The sequence below is a fragment of the Azospirillum sp. TSH64 genome (genome assembly GCF_003116035.1).
GTDB lineage: Bacteria > Pseudomonadota > Alphaproteobacteria > Azospirillales > Azospirillaceae > Azospirillum.
Map to the genome: position 1 here is coordinate 6,370,518 of NZ_LGQW01000015.1, position 17,045 is coordinate 6,387,562.

Here is a 17,045-nt window from a genome sequence, read left to right on the forward strand (position 1 = left end):
GGAAGAGGGAAGGGACGCCATGGAGCGCGCGCGCCATCTCCTGGTCGTGGACGACGATCCCGAGATCCGGGACATGCTGCATGATTTCCTGGTGAAGAGCGGCTTCCGCGTCTCCACCGCCGGCGACGGGCGCGAGATGGCGCGGGTGCTGGCGCAATGGCCGGTCGATCTCATCGTGCTCGACGTCATGCTGCCGGGGGAGGACGGGACCAGCCTGTGCCGCGGCCTGCGTGCCAAGTCGGAGACCCCCGTCATCATGCTGACCGCGATGGGCAGCGAGGTCGACCGCATCGTCGGGCTGGAGGTCGGTGCCGACGATTATCTGGTCAAGCCCTTCAGCGCGCGCGAACTGCTGGCCCGCATCCGTGCCATCCTGCGCCGCTGCGGCGGGCCGGAGCCGGTGCGCGAGCGGCCGCGCGTGCTGGGCTTCGCCGGCTGGTCGCTCGACCAGGGGCGGCGGGAACTGCGCACGCCGGACCGGGTGGTGGTCCATCTCAGCCAGGGTGAATACGCCCTGCTCGGCACGCTGCTGGAGCGCGCCCCCCAGGTGGTGGAGCGCACCGAGCTGCTGGAGAAGCACCGCGGCGACACCTCGATCCCCTTCGACCGCAGCATCGACATCCAGATCAGCCGCCTGCGCCGCAAGCTGGAGGAGGGGCCGGGCGGCTCCGGCCTGATCAAGACGGTGCGCGGCATCGGCTACCAGTTCACCGCGACGGTGGTGGACCAGGGCGAAGCCGCCTCTTCCGGGATAAGCCGTGGCGTTTGAACGCCTGCTGCCGGCCCAGATGCGCGCCGCCCGGCTGCGCCACCGCATCCTGGCGGCGATGGTGGCGCTGCTGGTGCTGACCCATGGCGGGGCACTGGTCGGCATGCAGCTGGTCGACGACCGCGCACGGGAGCTGCTGACCGCCCACCGGCTGGGACCGGCGATGGCGGCGGCGGTGGAGGCGGCCGACCGCGCGCTGCTGGACGGGATCGCTGCCGGGCCGGCGCTGGCGTTGAGCGGGCTGCCCGACCTGTCGGTGTCCTGGCAGGGGCCCGGCATGCCGACGGTGCCCGCCGGCTGGATGCTGGAGGGGGTGCTGGACGCACCCCGCCCGGTGTTCGTCGCCGTCCAGCGCGCCCTGCTGTCCGTCCATTCCGCCCGTGCCCAGACGCTGGCGGAATCCCTCTCCCTGGTGGCGGAGGACACGGCGGCCCAGCTGCGCGACGCCCGCGTCTATGTCCAGCTTGCCGGCGGCGGCTGGCTGGAGTTCGCCAGCCCGCGCTTCTGGCGGCCGCGCACCACGCCGTTCGAGATGGTGCTGGCCGGTCTGGCCGCCTTCGGTCTGGCGCTGGGGCTGCTGCTCTGGCTGCCCGGCCGGCTGGTCCGCCCGCTGGAATCGCTGGCCGAACAGGCGACCCGCCCGCACGACCGCCTGCACCCCCGTCCCCTGCCGGAGGATGGGCCGGAGGAGGTCGCCTCGCTCGCCCGCGCCTTCAACCAGGCGCGCAACGCGCTCCGCGACCTGATGGAGGGGCGGACCCATCTGCTGGCGGCGATCAGCCACGATTTGCGCACCCCGGCGACGCGGCTGCGTCTGCGTGCCGAATATGTCGATGACGATGCGCTGCGCGCCAAGATGATGGCCGACATCGACGAGATGGCGGCGATGGTCACCGCGACGCTGGAGTTTCTCGGCGACGACGTGCTGCGCGAGGAGGTCGAGGTGGTCGCCTTCGCCAGCCTGCTGCAGAGCCTGTGCGACGACTATGCCGACACCGGCTCGCCTGTGACCTACCAGGAACCGCCGCCGCTCCAGTTCGCCGCCGTCCGCACCATCTTCGGCGGCGGGGTGGAGCGCAGCGACCGTTTCGAGCAGGCACGCCAGCTCCGCCTCGCCGGCCGCCCGTCCAGCCTGCGCCGCGCCTTCGCCAACCTGATCGACAACGCCATCAAGTACGGCGAGCGCGCCACCATCTCCGTCGATGCCGACGCCGCCGAGATCGTCGTCGATGTCTGCGACGAGGGGCCGGGCATCCCGGAGGCGGAGATCGCCAACGTCTTCAAGCCCTTCGTCCGGCTGGAGGGCTCGCGCAACCGCAAGACCGGCGGCAGCGGGCTCGGCCTGTCCATCGTGAAATCCATAGTCGAGGCGCACCAGGGCCGCATCGAGCTGAGCAACCGCGCCAGCGGCGGCTTGCGGGTCAGGGTGACGCTGCCGCGGATGTTGTGAATGTCTATGCGTGTATCTCGGGGTTGTGGCTTGATTTGTGCGTTGTTCATGCGCATCATTCATGCGCATTGTCATGGAGGGTTCGATGGCTGGCGAGCGCTATACGTTCGATATGTCCGCACCCAGGCGGGCAACCAACATCAGCCTGAACAGTGATTTGCTGGAGCAGGCCAAGGCGCTCGGCATCAATGTTTCGCGCGCCTGTGAACGCGGACTGGCGCAGCAGATCGCCGAGTTGCGCGACAGGCAATGGCTGGAGGAGAATCGGGAAGCCATTCAGTCGTCCAATGCCTATGTCGAAGCACATGGCCTTCCGCTGGCGAAGAACCGGCCTTACTGATGGCGCGTTTCGATATTCATCGCCGGTTGGATGGGCCGGGTTATCTGCTCGACCTTCAGGCCGACATCCTGCGCGACTTGAACACTCGTTTTGTCGCTCCGCTGCTGCCACCGGACAAGGCTCCGCGTCCGGCAGCGCGTCTCAATCCCGTGTTTTCCGTCGAGGGTCGCCCACATGTCATGGTGACGCAGTTCGCCGGTGCTGTGATGCTTTCGGAACTCGGCCCTCATGTCGGCAACTTGCTGGCGGAGGACACCGTCATCGTCGCAGCTTTGGACATGCTGATCGGCGCGTGAGCCGATAAGCTCACGCGCCCCATCCATCAATCCCGCTGCATTCTCACTTGTCCCAAGTCGGCGCCAGACCCGCCGGGCTCACGATCCGCCCGTTCGGTTGCGCCAGCTTCGCAATCGCCGCCATGTCGCTGTCATCCGGCGCGAAGTCGAACAGCGCGAAATTCTCCGGCACCCGTTCCGGCTTGGCGGTCTTCGACAGCACGATGTGGCCCAACTGGATCAGCCAGCGCAGCGTCACCTGCGCCGCCGTCTTGCCGTACTTGGCGCCGATCCGCTGCAATTCCGCATCGCGCGGCACCTTGCCGTCGGCCATGGCGTAATAGGCGGTGATCGCCACGCCCAGCTCGCTCGCCGCCGCCGCCATCGCGCTCTGGTCGAGATAGGGATGGACCTCGATCTGGTTGGTGACGATGGGGGCCTGGCTGCGCTCGACCGACTCCCGCAGCTGGGCGATGTTCTGGTTGCTGACGCCGATGAAGCGGGTCTTGCCGGCGGCCTGTACCGCGTTCAGCATCTCGATCTGGTCGGCGATGGCGACCTGATCGGCCGGCCAGTGCAGCAGCAGCAGATCGACCCGGTCGACCTTCAGCTTCTCCAGGCTCTCATCCACCGACGCGGCGAACGGGCCGGGGCTGTACTTGTCGACCCACACCTTGGTGGTCAGGAACAGCTCGTCGCGCCGGGCGCCTGCGGCTTGCAGGGCACGGCCTAGGGCGGCCTCGTTGCGGTAGATCTGCGCGGTGTCGAAATGGCGGAAGCCGGCTTCCAGCGCCGCCGGCACCACCCGCTCGACCTCCTCGTCCGACATGCGGAAAACGCCGAAGCCCAGCGCGGGGATTTCGGCGCCATTCGCTTTCACGGTCTGCATCCTGCTCTCTCTCCTAACCAGCGCCGCAGCGCATCTTTTCGCTTGGGAAGGAGACTTAGGACGGGAGAGGCACTCTGCAAACCGCCTCTCCCGCCATATCACCTGTGAACCGAATTCCCAAATCGAAGCCTTTGAAGCGTCACATCAGCTTGTCGAGCGTGATCGGCAGGTCGCGGATGCGCTTGCCGGTGGCGTTGTAGACGGCGTTGGCGACCGCGGCGCCGACGCCGGTGATGCCGATCTCGCCGATGCCGCGGGCGCCCATCGGCGCTTGCGGGTCGGGGATGTCGGTGTAGAGGATTTCGATGGCGGGAACGTCCATCTGCACCGGCACGTGGTAATCGGCGAGCGAGGCGTTGACGATGCGGCCGGTGCGCGGATCGAAGTTGGTCTCCTCGGTCAGCGCCAGCCCGATCCCCATGATGATGCCGCCCTTGAACTGGCTGGTCGCCGTCTTGGCGTTCAGGATGCGGCCGGCGTCGAAGGAGCCGAGGAAGCGCGAGACGCGGACCTCGCCGGTGACTTCGCTGACCCGGACCTCGCAGAACTGCGCGCCGTAGGAATGCATCGAGAAGGCTTCCATTTCCGCCGGTGGCGGGGCTTCGGCCTCGCAGACCAGCTCGCCGCGTCCCGCCCGGCGCAGGATCGACTCATAGCTCTCGAAGCGCGCGGCATCGTCGCGGTGGCCGATGCCGCCGTCCCGCGTCTCGACCTCGGCCAGCGACAGGCCGGCCAGCGGCGAATCGTTGCCGGCGAGCTTCAGCAGCTCCTCTACGAAGACCTCCGTCGCCGCGATGACGGCGCCGCCGATGGAGGCGGTCTGGGTCGAGCCGCCGGCGATCACCCCGCGCGGCAGGCTGGTGTCGCCATACTCGAAGCTGACCTTGTCGAGCGGCACGCCGAGCCGGGCGGCGATGTGCTGGACCTGTGCCGTCGCCGTGCCCATCCCCATGTCGTGCACCGCGGTCGAGACGGTGACCTGCCCGCCGGCCGTCAGCCTGATCCGCGCCGCCCCGCCGGGGAAGCGGTGATAGGGGTAGGTCGCCGTGGCGCATCCCATGCCGATCAGCCACTCGCCGTCCCGCCGCTGGCGCGGCGTCGGGCTGCGGCGCTCCCAGCCGAACCGTTCGGCACCCTTCTGATAGGCGTCGATCAGGTGGCGGGCGGAGAAGGGCTTGCCGCTGGTCGGGTCTTTCTCCGGCTCGATGCGCCGCCGCAGTTCGATGGGGTCGAGGCCCAGCTTTTCGGCCAGCTCGTCGATGGCGCATTCCAGCGCGAAGGTGCCGACGGACTCGCCGGGCGCCCGCATGAAGGTGTTCGCCAGCATGTCCATGTCGGCGACCTCCTGGGCCAGCCGGACCGACTTGGCGGCATAGAGGTGGCGGGTCGGGAAGGTGAATTGCTCGGGGCAGGAGTTGTGTTCGGTCATCGCCGCGATGCCGGTGTGGATCAGCGCGTCGAGCCTGCCGTCGGTGCTGGCGCCCAGCGCCACCCGCTGCTCGGTCAGCGTCCGGCCGCCGACGATGCGGAACACCCCCTCGCGCGACAGCATGATGCGCACCGGCCGGCCGGCGAGCTTCGCGGCGGCGCAGGCGAGGATCTGGTGGTCCCACAGGCATTTGCCGCCGAAGCCGCCGCCGACATAGGGGGAGGAGACCCGGACCTTGCCCGCCTCCAGCCCGAAGATGTCGGCCAGCTGCCCGGCGGTCAGGTCGAGAAGCTGGCTGGCGTCATGCACCCGCAGCTCGTCGCCGGTCCAGGCGACGGTCGCGGCGTGCAGTTCGATGGCGTTGTGGTTGTGCCGCGGCGTCCGGTAGATCTGGTCGACCTGCACCGCCGCACCCTTCAGCGCCGCCTCGGCGTCGCCGATCTCGACCACCGGCGGCTGGCCCAGGATGTTGTCGAGCTGGCGCGGCGTCTTCCTGGCCTCGTCGAAGGACGTCACCGCCGGCAGCGGCGCATAGCCGGCCGTCACCAGCGAGGCGGCATGGTCGGCCTGCTCCTGCGTCTCGGCGAGCACGACGGCGATGGGCTGGCCGTTCCAATGGATCTCGTCATTTTGCATGACCGGCAGGTCGCTTGCCCCGGCGGCGGTCGGCGACGACATCATCAGCGACGGCGCCTTCATCCGCGGCGCGTTGCGGTGGGTCATCACCAGCACGACGCCGGGCGCCGCCTCCGCCGCCGCGGTGTCGAGCGCGGTGATCCGCCCGCGCGCGATGGTGCTGAAGGCGAGTGCGGCGTAGCAGAGACCCTCATAGGGAAACTCGGCGGCGAAACGCGCCTTGCCCTGGACCTTCAGCGGTCCTTCGATGCGCGAAACCGGCTGGCCCAATGCCCCATGCTTTTGCAGCAGAGGATCCTGCGTGACCGCCGGCTGCCAGCGGCCGGGCCGGGAAGCGGCGGCGTCGGAGTGCGCGCTCATGCTTCGTCTCCTGTCAGGTCGCCGAGGACGGCGACGATGGTCCGTTTCGCCAGCTCGATCTTGAACGTGTTGTCGCGAAGCCCGGCCGCGGCGGCCAATTCCGCCTCCGCCGCGGCGCGGAAGCTCTCCGGATCGGCCGGCCGGCCCTTCAGCGCCGCTTCCGCCGCCGAGGCCCGCCACGGCTTGTGGGCGACGCCGCCGAGCGCCAGCCGCACGTCGCGCACCGTCCCGTCCTCGGCGAGATCGAGGGCGGCGGCGACCGACACCAGCGCGAAGGCATAGCTGGCGCGGTCGCGCACCTTGCGGTAGGTCGAGCGGCGGGCGAAGGGCAGGGGCGGGAGTTCGACCGCGGCGATCAGCTCGCCCGGCTTCAGCTCCGTCTCGATGTCCGGCCGGTCGCCCGGCAGCCGGTGCAGGTCGGCAAGTGCCATGCTGCGCGGCCCGTCCGGCCCGTCCAGATGCACCGTCGCGTCGAGGGCGGCGAGCGCCACGCACATGTCGGACGGATGGGTGGCGACGCAGGCCGGCGACGCGCCGAGGATGGCGTGGTAGCGGTTGAAGCCGTCGCGCGCGTCGCAGCCGGCCCCCGGCTCCCGTTTGTTGCAGGCCGCAGCCGTATCGTAGAAATAGCGGCAGCGCGTGCGTTGCAGGATGTTGCCGCCGACCGTCGCCATGTTGCGGATCTGGGCGCTGGCCCCGGCGAGGATCGCGCGGGAGAGAAGCGGGTACTGCGTGCGGACATGCGCATCTGCGGCCAGCGCGGTGTTGGTCGCCGCCGCCCCGATCAGCAGGCCGCCGTCTGAGCGCGGCTCGATCTTGTGTGACAGGCCGGTGACGTCGACCAGCATCTCCGGCCGTTCGACCGTCTCGCGCATCAGATCGACCAGATTGGTGCCGCCGCCAAGATAGCGCGCCGCGGTATTGCCTTTCGCCAATCCAATGGCGGCGGCCGCGTCGGCGGCCCGTTCATAGCTGAAGGGGTTCATGCCCGTGCCCCTTCCTGCATCTTGCCCAGCGTTTCGGAGATGGCCTCGACGATGCCGTTGTAGGCGCCGCAACGGCAGAGATTGCCGCTCATGCGTTCGCGCAGTTCGGTCTCGTCGATGGCGACGCTGCCCGCCGACAGGTCGGCGGTGACGACGCTCGGGATGTTGCGCTCGATCTCGCGCGCCATGCCGACGGCGGAACAGAGCTGGCCGGGCGTGCAGTAGCCGCACTGGAAGCCGTCATGCTCGACGAAGGCCTGCTGCAACGGATGCAGGGCGCCGTCGCTGCCCAGCCCTTCGACGGTGGTGATGCTGCGGCCCTGATACTGGACCGCCAGCGCCAGACAGGAATTGATGCGTTCGCCGTCGACCAGAACGGTGCAGGCGCCGCAGGCGCCCTGGTCGCACCCTTTCTTGGTCCCGGTGAAACCCAGACTGTTGCGGAGGAGGTCGAGCAGCGAACTGCGGATGTCCGCCTCGACCTCGACGCTTTGCCCATTGATGGTGAAGTTCATCAGCGCATTCCCCATGACGGAACGGGTCCTGCCCGATGGCAGACCCTGGCCCGCCCCCGCCTTGCGGGCGGATTGAGCCGGCCTGTTAACCGTCAACGGCGCTGGAAATCACGCTGGGTCGGAAAAAATCCCCCTCTCCCCGGGGGGGAGAGGGGATTATCGCCGGGGCTCCGGACGCTTAAATCCGCTGTTCGGTCTTCGGGTCGAACAGGTTGGCCCGCGCCATGTCGATCATGAAGTCGGCGGTTTCGCCCTCCGCCACCCGGTCGCTCGGCTTGATGCGGGCGACCACCTCATGGCCGTTCAGCTCGACATAGGTGATGGTGTCGGCGCCGGTCGGCTCCAGCACATTGACGCCGCAGGCCACCTTCACCAGCGCCGGGTTGCCGGCGGCGATCGCCGGGTCGTAGCAGGTGATGGCCTCCGGACGGATGCCCAGGATCACCTCCTGGCCCAGCCAGCTTCCGGCCTGCTCCGGCGCCTGGAACAGCGGCAGGAAGCCGCTGCGCTCGCGCCCGATGCTGACGCCCAGCCGGTCGCCCTCCGCCGACAGCGTGCCGCGCACGAAATTCATGGTGGGGGAGCCGATGAAGCTCGCCACATACATGTTGGCCGGCCGCTCATAGACCTCCTGCGGCGGAGCGAACTGTTGGACGACGCCCTCCTTCATGATGGCGATGCGGCTGGCCAGCGTCATCGCCTCGATCTGGTCGTGGGTGACGTAGACCACGGTGGTGCCGAGCCGCTGGTGCAGCTTCTTGATCTCGGTGCGCATGTCGACGCGCAGCTTGGCGTCCAGGTTGGACAGCGGCTCGTCGAACAGGAACACCTTGGGATCGCGGACCAGGGCGCGGCCCATGGCGACGCGCTGGCGCTGGCCGCCCGACAGCTGCGCCGGCTTGCGGTCGAGCAGATGCTCGATCTGCAACAGCTTGGCGACGCGGCGGACGGCGCCCTCGCGCTCCGGCTTGGCCTGCCCGCGCATTTCCAGCGAGAAGCCGATGTTCCGCGCCACCGTCATGTTGGGATAGAGCGCGTAGGACTGGAACACCATGGCGATGTCGCGGTCCTTGGGATGGACCTCGTTGACCACGCGCTGGTCGATGCGGATCTCGCCGGCGCTGATCGTCTCCAGGCCGGCGATCATGTTGAGCAGGGTGGATTTCCCGCAGCCCGACGGACCGAGCAGGACAAGGAATTCGCCGTCCGTCAGGTCCAGGTCGATGCCCTTCAGGACCTCGACGCTGCCATACTGCTTGCGGACATTGTTGATGCTGAGAGTCGCCATCGGAAGATCACCCCTTGACGGAGCCGGCGGTCAGACCGCGGATGAAGTATTTCCCGGCGAGCACATAGACGACGAGGGTGGGCAGGCCGGCGATCATCGCCGCCGCCATGTCGACGTTGTACTGCTTCACGCCGGTGGTGGTGTTGACGAGGTTGTTCAGCGCGACCGTCACCGGCTGCGCGCCGCCCGCCGCGAAGGACGCCCCGAACAGGAAGTCGTTCCAGATCTGGGTGAACTGCCAGATGATCGTCACCACCAGGATCGGCAGCGACAGCGGCAGCATGATCTTGGTGAAGATCTGGAAGAAGCCGGCGCCGTCGATGGTCGCGGCCTTCACCAGATCGTCGGGGATGCTGACGTAATAGTTGCGGAAGAACAAAGTGGTGAAGGCTAGGCCGTACACCACATGGACCAGGATCAGCCCGCCGGCGCTGCCGGCCAGCCCGAGGAAGCCAAGCGTCTGCGCCATCGGCAGCAGGATCACCTGCGAGGGCAGGAAGCTGCCGAACAGGATCATGCCGAAGACGATGTTGGCGCCGCGGAACCGCCACTTGGTCAGGGCATAGCCGTTCAGCGCCCCGAACAGGGTGGAGATGATCACCGCCGGCCCGACGATGACGAGGGAGTTGAGGAAATAGGGCGCCATGCCGCGGCAGTCGGCGCCGATGCAGGCGCGGTTCCAGGCATAGCTCCAGGCATCCAGGCTGAAATCGCGCGGCAGCGACAGCAGCGACCCGGTGCGGATTTCCTCCGGACTCTTGAATGAGGTGGCGATCATCAGCAGCAGCGGCAGCAGGTAATAGGCCGCGAACAGCAGGAGGATCAGGTACAGGCCCCAGCGGGCGATGCGGGCGCCGGTGCCCTGCGCCGGCGGCAGGGCGGAGGTCAGGCTAGACACGCTTGCCTCCCTTCAGTTCGGAATAGAGATAGGGCACGATGATCGCCACCACGGTCGCCAGCATCATCAGCGCGCTGGCCGAGCCGATGGCGATCTGGTTGCGGCGGAAGGTCATCTCGTACATGAAGGTCGCCGGCAGGTCGGACGCATAGCCCGGACCGCCGCCGGTCAGCGCCACCACGAGGTCGTAGCTCTTGACCGCGAGGTGGGCGAGGATGACGAAGGCGCTCATGAACACCGGCCGGATCGACGGCAGGACGATGCCCCAATAGATGCGCGGCAGGCTGGCGCCGTCGAGATAGGCCGCCTTGATGATCTCCTGATCGACACCGCGGAGAGCGGCCAGGAAAAGCGCCATGACGAAGCCGGAGCTTTGCCAGACCGCGGCGATCACCAGCGTGTAGACGGCGGTGTCCTGCTGGACGATCCAGTCGAAGGTGAAGCCGGGAAAGCCCAGGTCGCGCACGAATTGCTGGATGCCGATGCCGGGATTGAGGATCCATTTCCAGGCGGTGCCGGTGACGATGAAGCTGAGCGCCATCGGGTAGAGATAGATGGTGCGCAACGCCCCTTCGCCGCGGATGCGCTGGTCGAGCAGCACCGCCAGCAGGATGCCGACGATCAGGCTGATGCCGATGAACAGCCCGCCGAAGATCAGCAGATTCTCGATGGCGACGTACCAGCGCTCGATCCGCCACAGCTTGGAGAAGGCATCGGCGCCGACCAGCTCGTAGGACGGCAGCATCTTGGAGTTGGTGAAGCTGATATAGACCGTCCAGACGATGAAGCCGTAGACGAACAGCAGGATCGCCGCGAAGGACGGGGCGACCACCAGCTTGGACAGGTGCCGCTGCGCCAGCGCGCGCAGCCCGCCCGACTTGGGCGGGGCGGCGCTGCCGGGGGCGGCCTCTTCTCCGGCTGCCGGGCGGTAGGATGGGGTCTGCAAGGTCATGGTGCGAGCCTCATCGGCCTTCGGGCCGGCTTTCGGGCCGGCGTCGCACACGGATGCAGGTCGCGCATGTCGGTTCCCTCCCGTGACGCGTTGCTGTTGGACCGCTGCGGCAAAAGGCTTGTCCGGCGGTCGTTCGCTTGGCGGTCACTGTACGCTGCCGATGATGGGCGGGGCGGACAATTTGGTAACGCGGCGCTTTCCCGGCGCCCGCCTTGTTACGCAACCGTTACACAGACCTCCGCCCGCCCGGCCGGGACGATGCTATGCCGGTGCGGGCGCTGTTGCGCCGGGGCCGGGCGGGGGCCATGGTCTGTCGGGCAAGCCTTTTGCGAAGAGGACACTGGACGATGAAGAGCCTGTCGGTCGGTCTGCTGGGGTTCGGCCTTGCCGGGTCGGTGTTCCACGCGCCGCTGATCCTGAGCGAACCGCGCCTGCGCCTGACGGCGGTCGCCAGTTCGCGCATCGACGACATCCGCCGCGCTGCACCGGGGGCGGAGGCGACGACGGCGGAGGCGGTGATCGCCGACCCCGCCATCGACCTCGTGGTGATCGCCACCCCCAACACCAGCCACGCCCCGCTTGCCCGCGAGGCTCTGCTGGCCGGCAAGCATGTGGTGATCGACAAGCCGATGGCGACCAGCGCGGCGGAGGCCGGTGAGCTGATCGAGCTGGCCCGGCGGCAGGGCCGGCTGCTGACCGTCTTCCACAACCGGCGCTGGGACAACGACTTCCTGACCCTGCGCGCCTGCCTGGAGGCGGGCGAGGTCGGCCGCCCCTATCATTACGAGGCGCATTACGACCGCTTCCGCCCGCAGATCAAGCAGGGCTGGCGCGAACGGACGCTGCCCGGCTCAGGCGTGCTGTTCGACCTCGGCGCCCACCTGATCGACCAAGCGGTGACGCTGTTCGGCATGCCCGACCGCATCCTCGCCGACGTCGGCGCCCAGCGGCCGGACGCTGAGGTCGACGACTGGTTCCACATCGTGCTCGGCTATGGGCCGATGCGGGCGATCCTGCATTGCGGGACGGTGGTCTGTCGGCCGGGGCCGCGCTTCCAGCTGCATGGCGACGGCGGCAGCTTCCTCAAGCACGGCATCGACGGGCAGGAGGCGGCGCTCCGCGCCGGCCGCCTGCCGACCGAACCCGGCTGGGGCGCCGACGACCCGGAAAACCATGCCTTGCTGGTCCGTGCCGACGGGACGGAGCGCCGGGTGGAGACGCTGCCCGGCGATTATCCCGCCTTCTACCGCGGCGTGGCCGCCGCCATCCTCGACGGCGCTCCGCCGCCGGTGACCGCCGAACAGGCACGCGACGTGCTGAGCGTGCTGGAGGTGGTACGCAAGGCGGCGGGTCTGGCTTAACTTCGCCAGGGCACCACGCCCGGCGGCAGGCGGCGGCCGAACCTGCCGGCGGCGAGCATCGCCGCCAGCACCACCAGGATGGCGATGACGCCCAGCGCGGCGCCCAGCGTCGGGCTGCCGCCTTCCTCCAGCGCATAGACGACGACGCCCAGCGTCTCGCGCCCCTGCGACCACAGCAAGATGGAGACGGTCAGCTCGTTGAAGGCGGTCAGGAAGACCAGCAGCCCGCCGGCCGCCGCCGCCGGGGCGACCAGCGGCGCCACCACCGTCACCAGCCGCCGCAGCGGTCCGGCGCCCAGCGCGCGGGCGGCTTCTTCCACCGTCGGGTCGAGTGCCGCGCAGGCCGCCTGCACCGGCCGCAGGGCCAGCGGCAGGAAGCGGACCAGATAGGCCGCCAGGATGATCCACAGCGTGCCGTACAGGCTGACGCCCAGCCCCGGCAGCGGTTTCAGGAACAGCAGGATGCAGCCGATGCCCAGCACCACCCCCGGCACGGCATGCGGCAGCTCCACCAGCACGCCGACCGTCCGCGCGATCCGCCCGCGTCCGCCGGCCAGCGTCATCGCATGGGCCAGCGGCACCGCCAGCAGGGCGAGCAGCGTCGCCGCCGATCCCGACAGCAGCAGCGAATTGGCGAAGGCCCGCCCGACCTGATCGAGCGCCAGCACCTCGCGGTAATGGGCCAGCGTCAGCGTACCGAAACCTATGGGCAGGCCATAAACGCTGACGAGGCTGGTCGCCAGCAGCGCCGTCAGCGGTGCGGCGACCAGCAGCGCCAGCACGCCCCAGGCGAGCAGTTCCACCGGCGCGCGGGCCGCCCCGAGCGGCAGCTCGGCCAGCGGCCGGGCGCCGCCGGGCAGGCGGCTGGCGATGCGTGCTTGCAGGATGGTCTGGAGCGCGATGCCCAGGCAGGCGACGAGGCCGATCAGCGCCGCCAGCACCGCCACCTCCGGCAGGGCCGACGGCCCGAAGCCGGCCAGCCGCCGGTAGATCAGTGTCGGCAGCATCGGAATGCCGGCCGGCACGCCGAGCAGCGCCGGCACCCCGAAATTCCCCAGCGCCGCAACGAAGGCCATGGCCAGCCCGGCGACCAGCCCCGGCAGGCAGAGCGGCAGCACCACGCCGCGCACCGCCCGCCACGGCCCGGCGCCCGACGCCCGCGCCGCCTCCAGCACGTCGCCGGGGATGGCGCGCAGCGCCGCGCGCAGGGCGAGGAAGACCAGCGGCGCATGCTCGATCCCCATCACCAGCATCATGCCGGCGGACGACTGCACCGGGTTCGCCGTGCCGACCGGGGGAGCCAGCCCCAGCGGCTTCAGGATCGGGCTGCCGGAGCCTGCGAGATGGGTCCAGGCCATCGCCACGATCTGCGGGGGGATCATCAGCGGCAGGATCAGGGCGAAGCTCATCGCCGTGCGGGCGCGCAGGTTCGTCAGCCCGATCAGCAGGGCGAAGGGCCCGCCGATCAGCGCCGCCGCCAGCGTGGCGCCGGCCGCGATGGCGATGCTGTTGGTCGTGGCCCGCCACGTCGTAGGAGAGTTCAGCACGCGGGTCAGCACCGCGGCGTCGCCGGCCTCCCACAAAAGGCGCAGGACCGGCAGCAGCACCAGCAGGCCGACGAGCAGCGGCCAGCCGGGGAGGGCGGAGAGAATGCGTGTTCCCGCCCTTCGACCACCCGGGGCAATCTCCCTCTCCCCCCCGGGGAGAGGGTCGGGGTGAGGGGGACGCACAGCGTGGATTTTCACAGGAGCAACGGGGTGTGCGATTCTTGGAGATCCCTGCAACGCACCCCCCTCACCCTAACCCTCTCCCCAGGGGGGAGAGGGGACTACCCGTTTTCACAGCCGCACCCTCACCCGCCGAACAGGTCGGCGAAGGCGCGCTTGTTGGCCTCGTCCTCGGCCAATGCCTTGGCCGGATCGTAGGGCAGCAGCGTGATGCCGGCCGGGTCGGGGAAGCCCGGCGGCGGGTTCACCCCCGGCAGCGCCGGCAGGAAGCCCTGGGCCGAGGCCAGCTCCTGCCCCTCGCGGCTCAGCAGGAAGTCGATGAACGCCTTCGCCGCCGCCGGGTTCTTCGCGGTGCTGAGGATCGCCACCGGCTCGCTGACCGCGCTGACGCCCTCCTTGGGGAAGACGAAGGCGACGGGCGCGCCCTTCAGATGCTCGCGGATCGGCAGGTAATCGACGATCATGCCGTAGAGCTTCGCCCCGCCGGCCACATCCTTCAGGATGCCGCCGTTGCCCTTGGCGGCGGTGACGGCATTGCGCTGCAACGCCTCGTAATACGCCATGCCCAGCGCCGGCTGCGCCTTGATCGACGCCATATGGATGGCGGCGGCGCCGGAATAGAGCGGGCTCGGCATCACCGTGGTGCCCTTGGCCTCCGGCTTCAGCAAATCCTGCCATGAGGTCGGCTTCATCGGGGCGGCGGTGTTGTAGACGATGCCGGTGGTGATCAGCTTGGTGCCGAACCAATAGCCCTGCGCATCGTGCGTGCCGGGGCGGTAGCCCGCCACCGGAGCGCCCTCATAGGCTTGCAGCCGCTTTTCCGCCTTCAGCGATTCCATCGTCACCGCGTCGGCGATCAGCAGCAGGTCCGGCTGCGGCGCCCCGGCGGTGAACTCGGCGCGCAGCTTGTTCATCAGCTCGGTGGTGCCGTTGCGGATCCACTCCACCTCGACGCCGGGGTTCTTCGCCTTGAAGGCCTCCACCGTCTGGCGGGCGTCCGGCTCCAGCTGCGAGGTGTAGAGCACCAGCTTGCCGGTGGCGCCGTCGGCCAGTGCCGCCTGTCCGAACGTGAGGGTCAGCACGGTGGCGAGGGTGGCGAGGAACGCCTTCATCTCTGTCGTCTCCGTTGGATCGGGGAGCCTTGTCTTACGCGATACCGATGACAGGCGCGTGACAATGGACGGAAAGGCCCAAATCAATCAATAGAGCCTGGCAATAGGGGCCGGCAATAGGGGCTAGTCGATCAGCTTTCCGTCCTTGAAGAAGGGATAGGGGCCGTCATAGTCGCCGACCATGGCGGTGTGGCTGACCACCCCGGTGTCGGCGCGCCACATGTGGATCTGATAGCCCGGCGGCTCCATCACGAAGGCCGACGGCGCATCGTCGCGCAGGTCGAGCGCCACCTGATGCGCGGTGGACGGCGCGGTCGAAGCGAGGGTGCCGGCCCAGCGCACCTGGATCGGCCGGTGCAGATGCCCACACAGCACCCGCTCCACCTGAGGATGGCGGCGGACCACCGCGGCCATGTCCGCCGCCCCGCTCAGCCCCAGCCGGTCCATGTGGCCGATGCCGGTATCGAAAGGCGGGTGGTGCTGGAAGACGATGGTCGGCCGGTCCGGCTGTTCGGCCAGCCGTGCGTCGAGCCAGCCGAGCCGCTCGGCGCAGACCTCGCCGGCACCGGAGCCGGGCAGGATGGTGTCCATGGCGATCAGCCGTACCGGCCACTCCTCCACCGTATAATGGAAGAACGGGCCGCCGCCGACCCGCGCCGCCAGATCGGGGAAGGCTTGGGCCAGCCCGGCGCGCTCGTCATGGTTGCCCGGCACCGCGAAGAGTGGGATGTCGAGCGGCCGCAGCAGTTCGAGCAGCCGCTCATACTCCTCCACGTCGCCGGCATCGACGAGGTCGCCGGTGGCGAGGATGACGTCGGGCCGGGGCGTCAGCGCCAGGATGGCGGCGACGGCGCGCTCCAGGAAGGGGGCGGTGTCGACGCGCCGGTAGGCGAGGCGGCCGGGCGGCTTGATGTGGGTGTCGGTGATCTGGACGATGATCATGGGATGGGCTCTCGGGGGGCTTGAGTGTTCGTTCGGGAGCGTTACGGAACCGCCAGCACCCGCGCCGGATCGACCCGCAGCCAGACCCGGTCGCCGCGCCCCAGTTCGCTGCGCCCGGCGGCGTCCACAGTCAGCGCCGGCCCGTCTGCCGGCTCCACCACCAGCCGGGTGCGGTCGCCCAGGAACACCGCGGCGGCGACGGTACCGCCCAGATGCCCGTCGGCCTCGCCGGCCAGCGCCAGATCCTCCGGCCGGACCAGCAGTTCCACCGCACCCTCCGGCCCGCTCCAGGGCAGCGTCGCCGATCCGATGGACAGCGTACCGCCGCGCGCCATCCCGCCCAGCCGGTTCATCGTGCCGATGAAGTCGGCGACGAAGCCGTCCGCCGGCTGGTAATAGATCTCGCGCGGCGTGCCGACCTGCGCCACCCGGCCCTTGGCCATCACGACGATGCGGTCGCCCAGCGCCATCGCCTCGCCCTGGTCGTGGGTGACATAGACGGCGGTGATGCCCAGCCCGCGCAGCAGCCGGTCGATCTCCAGCCGCAAACTGTCGCGCAGCTTGGCGTCCAGCGCCGTCAGCGGCTCGTCCAGCAGCAGCACGCGCGGCCGCACCACGAGCGCGCGGGCCAAGGCCACCCGCTGCCGCTGCCCGCCCGACAACTGGTCGATCCGCCGCCCGGCGAACTCGCCCAGATGCATCAGATCCAGCATCTCCTCGACCCGGCGCCCGCGGTCGGCGCGGGCAATTTTGCGAACCTTCAGCCCATAGGCGACATTCTCCGCCACCGTCATGTTGGGGAACAGGGCGTAGCTCTGGAACACCATGCCGACGTTGCGCCGCTCGATGGGGAGCGCCGTGACGTCCTCCTCGCCGAACAGCACACGGCCACCCGGATCGGGGCTTTCCAGCCCGGCGATGATGCGCAGGGTCGTGGTCTTGCCGCAGCCCGACGGGCCGAGGAAGACGATGGTCTCGCCGCCGCGGATGGTCAGGTCCAGCGGCTCCAGCGCGCGGGCGCCGCCGGCGAAGGTCTTGCCGCAGCGCTCCAGGCGGATCGGCACGGCGTCGAGGTGGAAGCTGTTCTGCATCACGCTGTCTGGCATCGTGGAAAGG

At 69.3% G+C, this 17,045-nt stretch carries 16 protein-coding genes; 5 read left to right on the top strand and 11 right to left on the bottom strand.

What is annotated here, in order from left to right; all coding sequences use genetic code 11:
- Window positions 1-19 precede the first annotated feature (19 nt).
- The 4 genes from TSH64_RS30150 to TSH64_RS30165 all read left to right on the top strand — a co-directional run bounded on the left by TSH64_RS30150 (window position 20) and on the right by TSH64_RS30165 (window position 2,855).
- On the top strand, window positions 20-769 hold the full coding sequence (locus TSH64_RS30150) for a response regulator transcription factor (RefSeq protein ID WP_109450716.1): 750 nt from the start codon (window positions 20-22) through the stop codon (window positions 767-769).
- The gene (locus TSH64_RS30155; protein WP_109450718.1) at window positions 759-2,219 is read left to right on the top strand and encodes an ATP-binding protein; all 1,461 of its coding nucleotides are present in this window, start codon (window positions 759-761) and stop codon (window positions 2,217-2,219) included. The genes TSH64_RS30150 and TSH64_RS30155 overlap by 11 nt, the downstream gene beginning before the upstream one ends.
- Before the next feature lie 85 nt (window positions 2,220-2,304).
- Complete coding sequence (locus TSH64_RS30160; protein WP_247873220.1) at window positions 2,305-2,559, top strand: type II toxin-antitoxin system CcdA family antitoxin; 255 nt, start codon at window positions 2,305-2,307, stop codon at window positions 2,557-2,559.
- Complete coding sequence (locus TSH64_RS30165; RefSeq protein ID WP_109450723.1) at window positions 2,559-2,855, top strand: CcdB family protein; 297 nt, start codon at window positions 2,559-2,561, stop codon at window positions 2,853-2,855. Before TSH64_RS30160 ends, TSH64_RS30165 begins: the two co-directional genes overlap by 1 nt.
- Before the next feature lie 43 nt (window positions 2,856-2,898).
- On the opposite strand, the gene TSH64_RS30170 is transcribed toward TSH64_RS30165, so the two are convergent.
- From TSH64_RS30170 to TSH64_RS30200, 7 genes are all read right to left on the bottom strand, one after another.
- Window positions 2,899-3,723 carry an aldo/keto reductase gene (locus tag TSH64_RS30170; RefSeq protein WP_109450725.1) on the bottom strand — a complete coding sequence of 275 codons (825 nt, stop codon included), beginning with the start codon at window positions 3,721-3,723 and terminating at the stop codon, window positions 2,899-2,901.
- A gap of 139 nt (window positions 3,724-3,862) precedes the next feature.
- Window positions 3,863-6,148 (bottom strand): xanthine dehydrogenase family protein molybdopterin-binding subunit, encoded by a 2,286-nt coding sequence (locus TSH64_RS30175; RefSeq protein ID WP_109450727.1) that lies wholly within the window; start codon window positions 6,146-6,148, stop codon window positions 3,863-3,865.
- Window positions 6,145-7,134 (bottom strand): xanthine dehydrogenase family protein subunit M, encoded by a 990-nt coding sequence (locus TSH64_RS30180; RefSeq protein ID WP_109450729.1) that lies wholly within the window; start codon window positions 7,132-7,134, stop codon window positions 6,145-6,147. The genes TSH64_RS30175 and TSH64_RS30180 overlap by 4 nt, the downstream gene beginning before the upstream one ends.
- Window positions 7,131-7,649, bottom strand: a complete 519-nt coding sequence (locus TSH64_RS30185) for a 2Fe-2S iron-sulfur cluster-binding protein (protein WP_109453165.1) — start codon at window positions 7,647-7,649, stop codon at window positions 7,131-7,133. The genes TSH64_RS30180 and TSH64_RS30185 overlap by 4 nt, the downstream gene beginning before the upstream one ends.
- A 178-nt stretch (window positions 7,650-7,827) precedes the next feature.
- A complete protein-coding gene (ugpC, locus tag TSH64_RS30190; protein WP_109450731.1) occupies window positions 7,828-8,937 on the bottom strand; it encodes a sn-glycerol-3-phosphate ABC transporter ATP-binding protein UgpC in 1,110 nt (369 codons plus the stop codon).
- Window positions 8,938-8,944: 7 nt separating this feature from the next.
- Complete coding sequence (locus TSH64_RS30195; RefSeq protein WP_211113362.1) at window positions 8,945-9,826, bottom strand: carbohydrate ABC transporter permease; 882 nt, start codon at window positions 9,824-9,826, stop codon at window positions 8,945-8,947.
- 1 nt (window position 9,827) lies between these two features.
- A complete protein-coding gene (locus TSH64_RS30200; protein WP_247873221.1) occupies window positions 9,828-10,787 on the bottom strand; it encodes a sugar ABC transporter permease in 960 nt (319 codons plus the stop codon).
- A gap of 347 nt (window positions 10,788-11,134) precedes the next feature.
- Between TSH64_RS30200 and TSH64_RS30205 the strand changes: the two genes are divergently transcribed.
- Entirely contained in the window at window positions 11,135-12,148 is a 1,014-nt protein-coding gene (locus tag TSH64_RS30205; RefSeq protein ID WP_109450736.1) for an oxidoreductase, read from the top strand.
- Here the strand turns inward: TSH64_RS30205 and TSH64_RS30210 are convergent.
- From TSH64_RS30210 to TSH64_RS30225, 4 genes are all read right to left on the bottom strand, one after another.
- A complete protein-coding gene (locus TSH64_RS30210; protein WP_247873222.1) occupies window positions 12,145-13,755 on the bottom strand; it encodes an iron ABC transporter permease in 1,611 nt (536 codons plus the stop codon). The genes TSH64_RS30205 and TSH64_RS30210 overlap by 4 nt on opposite strands.
- 245 nt (window positions 13,756-14,000) lie before the next feature.
- Window positions 14,001-14,987 (bottom strand): ABC transporter substrate-binding protein, encoded by a 987-nt coding sequence (locus TSH64_RS30215; RefSeq protein WP_109450741.1) that lies wholly within the window; start codon window positions 14,985-14,987, stop codon window positions 14,001-14,003.
- Between the two features lie 123 nt (window positions 14,988-15,110).
- Window positions 15,111-15,929, bottom strand: coding sequence for a phosphodiesterase (locus TSH64_RS30220; protein ID WP_109450744.1), 819 nt, complete (start codon window positions 15,927-15,929; stop codon window positions 15,111-15,113).
- 41 nt (window positions 15,930-15,970) lie between these two features.
- Window positions 15,971-17,035, bottom strand: coding sequence for an ABC transporter ATP-binding protein (locus tag TSH64_RS30225; protein ID WP_348770333.1), 1,065 nt, complete (start codon window positions 17,033-17,035; stop codon window positions 15,971-15,973).
- Between the last annotated feature and the right edge of the window lie 10 nt (window positions 17,036-17,045).

Excerpts from the sequence above, each read along its gene's own strand:
- TSH64_RS30150 (WP_109450716.1), top strand. The coding sequence starts at position 20 with ATGGAGCGCGCGCGCCATCTCCTGGTCGTGGACGACGATCCCGAGATC.
- TSH64_RS30160 (WP_247873220.1), top strand. The coding sequence starts at position 2,305 with ATGGCTGGCGAGCGCTATACGTTCGATATGTCCGCACCCAGGCGGGCA.
- TSH64_RS30165 (WP_109450723.1), top strand. The coding sequence starts at position 2,559 with ATGGCGCGTTTCGATATTCATCGCCGGTTGGATGGGCCGGGTTATCTG.
- TSH64_RS30170 (WP_109450725.1), bottom strand. The coding sequence starts at position 3,723 with ATGCAGACCGTGAAAGCGAATGGCGCCGAAATCCCCGCGCTGGGCTTC.
- TSH64_RS30175 (WP_109450727.1), bottom strand. The coding sequence starts at position 6,148 with ATGAGCGCGCACTCCGACGCCGCCGCTTCCCGGCCCGGCCGCTGGCAG.
- TSH64_RS30180 (WP_109450729.1), bottom strand. The coding sequence starts at position 7,134 with ATGAACCCCTTCAGCTATGAACGGGCCGCCGACGCGGCCGCCGCCATT.
- TSH64_RS30185 (WP_109453165.1), bottom strand. The coding sequence starts at position 7,649 with ATGAACTTCACCATCAATGGGCAAAGCGTCGAGGTCGAGGCGGACATC.
- ugpC (WP_109450731.1), bottom strand. The coding sequence starts at position 8,937 with ATGGCGACTCTCAGCATCAACAATGTCCGCAAGCAGTATGGCAGCGTC.
- TSH64_RS30200 (WP_247873221.1), bottom strand. The coding sequence starts at position 10,787 with ATGACCTTGCAGACCCCATCCTACCGCCCGGCAGCCGGAGAAGAGGCC.
- TSH64_RS30205 (WP_109450736.1), top strand. The coding sequence starts at position 11,135 with ATGAAGAGCCTGTCGGTCGGTCTGCTGGGGTTCGGCCTTGCCGGGTCG.
- TSH64_RS30215 (WP_109450741.1), bottom strand. The coding sequence starts at position 14,987 with ATGAAGGCGTTCCTCGCCACCCTCGCCACCGTGCTGACCCTCACGTTC.
- TSH64_RS30220 (WP_109450744.1), bottom strand. The coding sequence starts at position 15,929 with ATGATCATCGTCCAGATCACCGACACCCACATCAAGCCGCCCGGCCGC.
- TSH64_RS30225 (WP_348770333.1), bottom strand. The coding sequence starts at position 17,035 with ATGCCAGACAGCGTGATGCAGAACAGCTTCCACCTCGACGCCGTGCCG.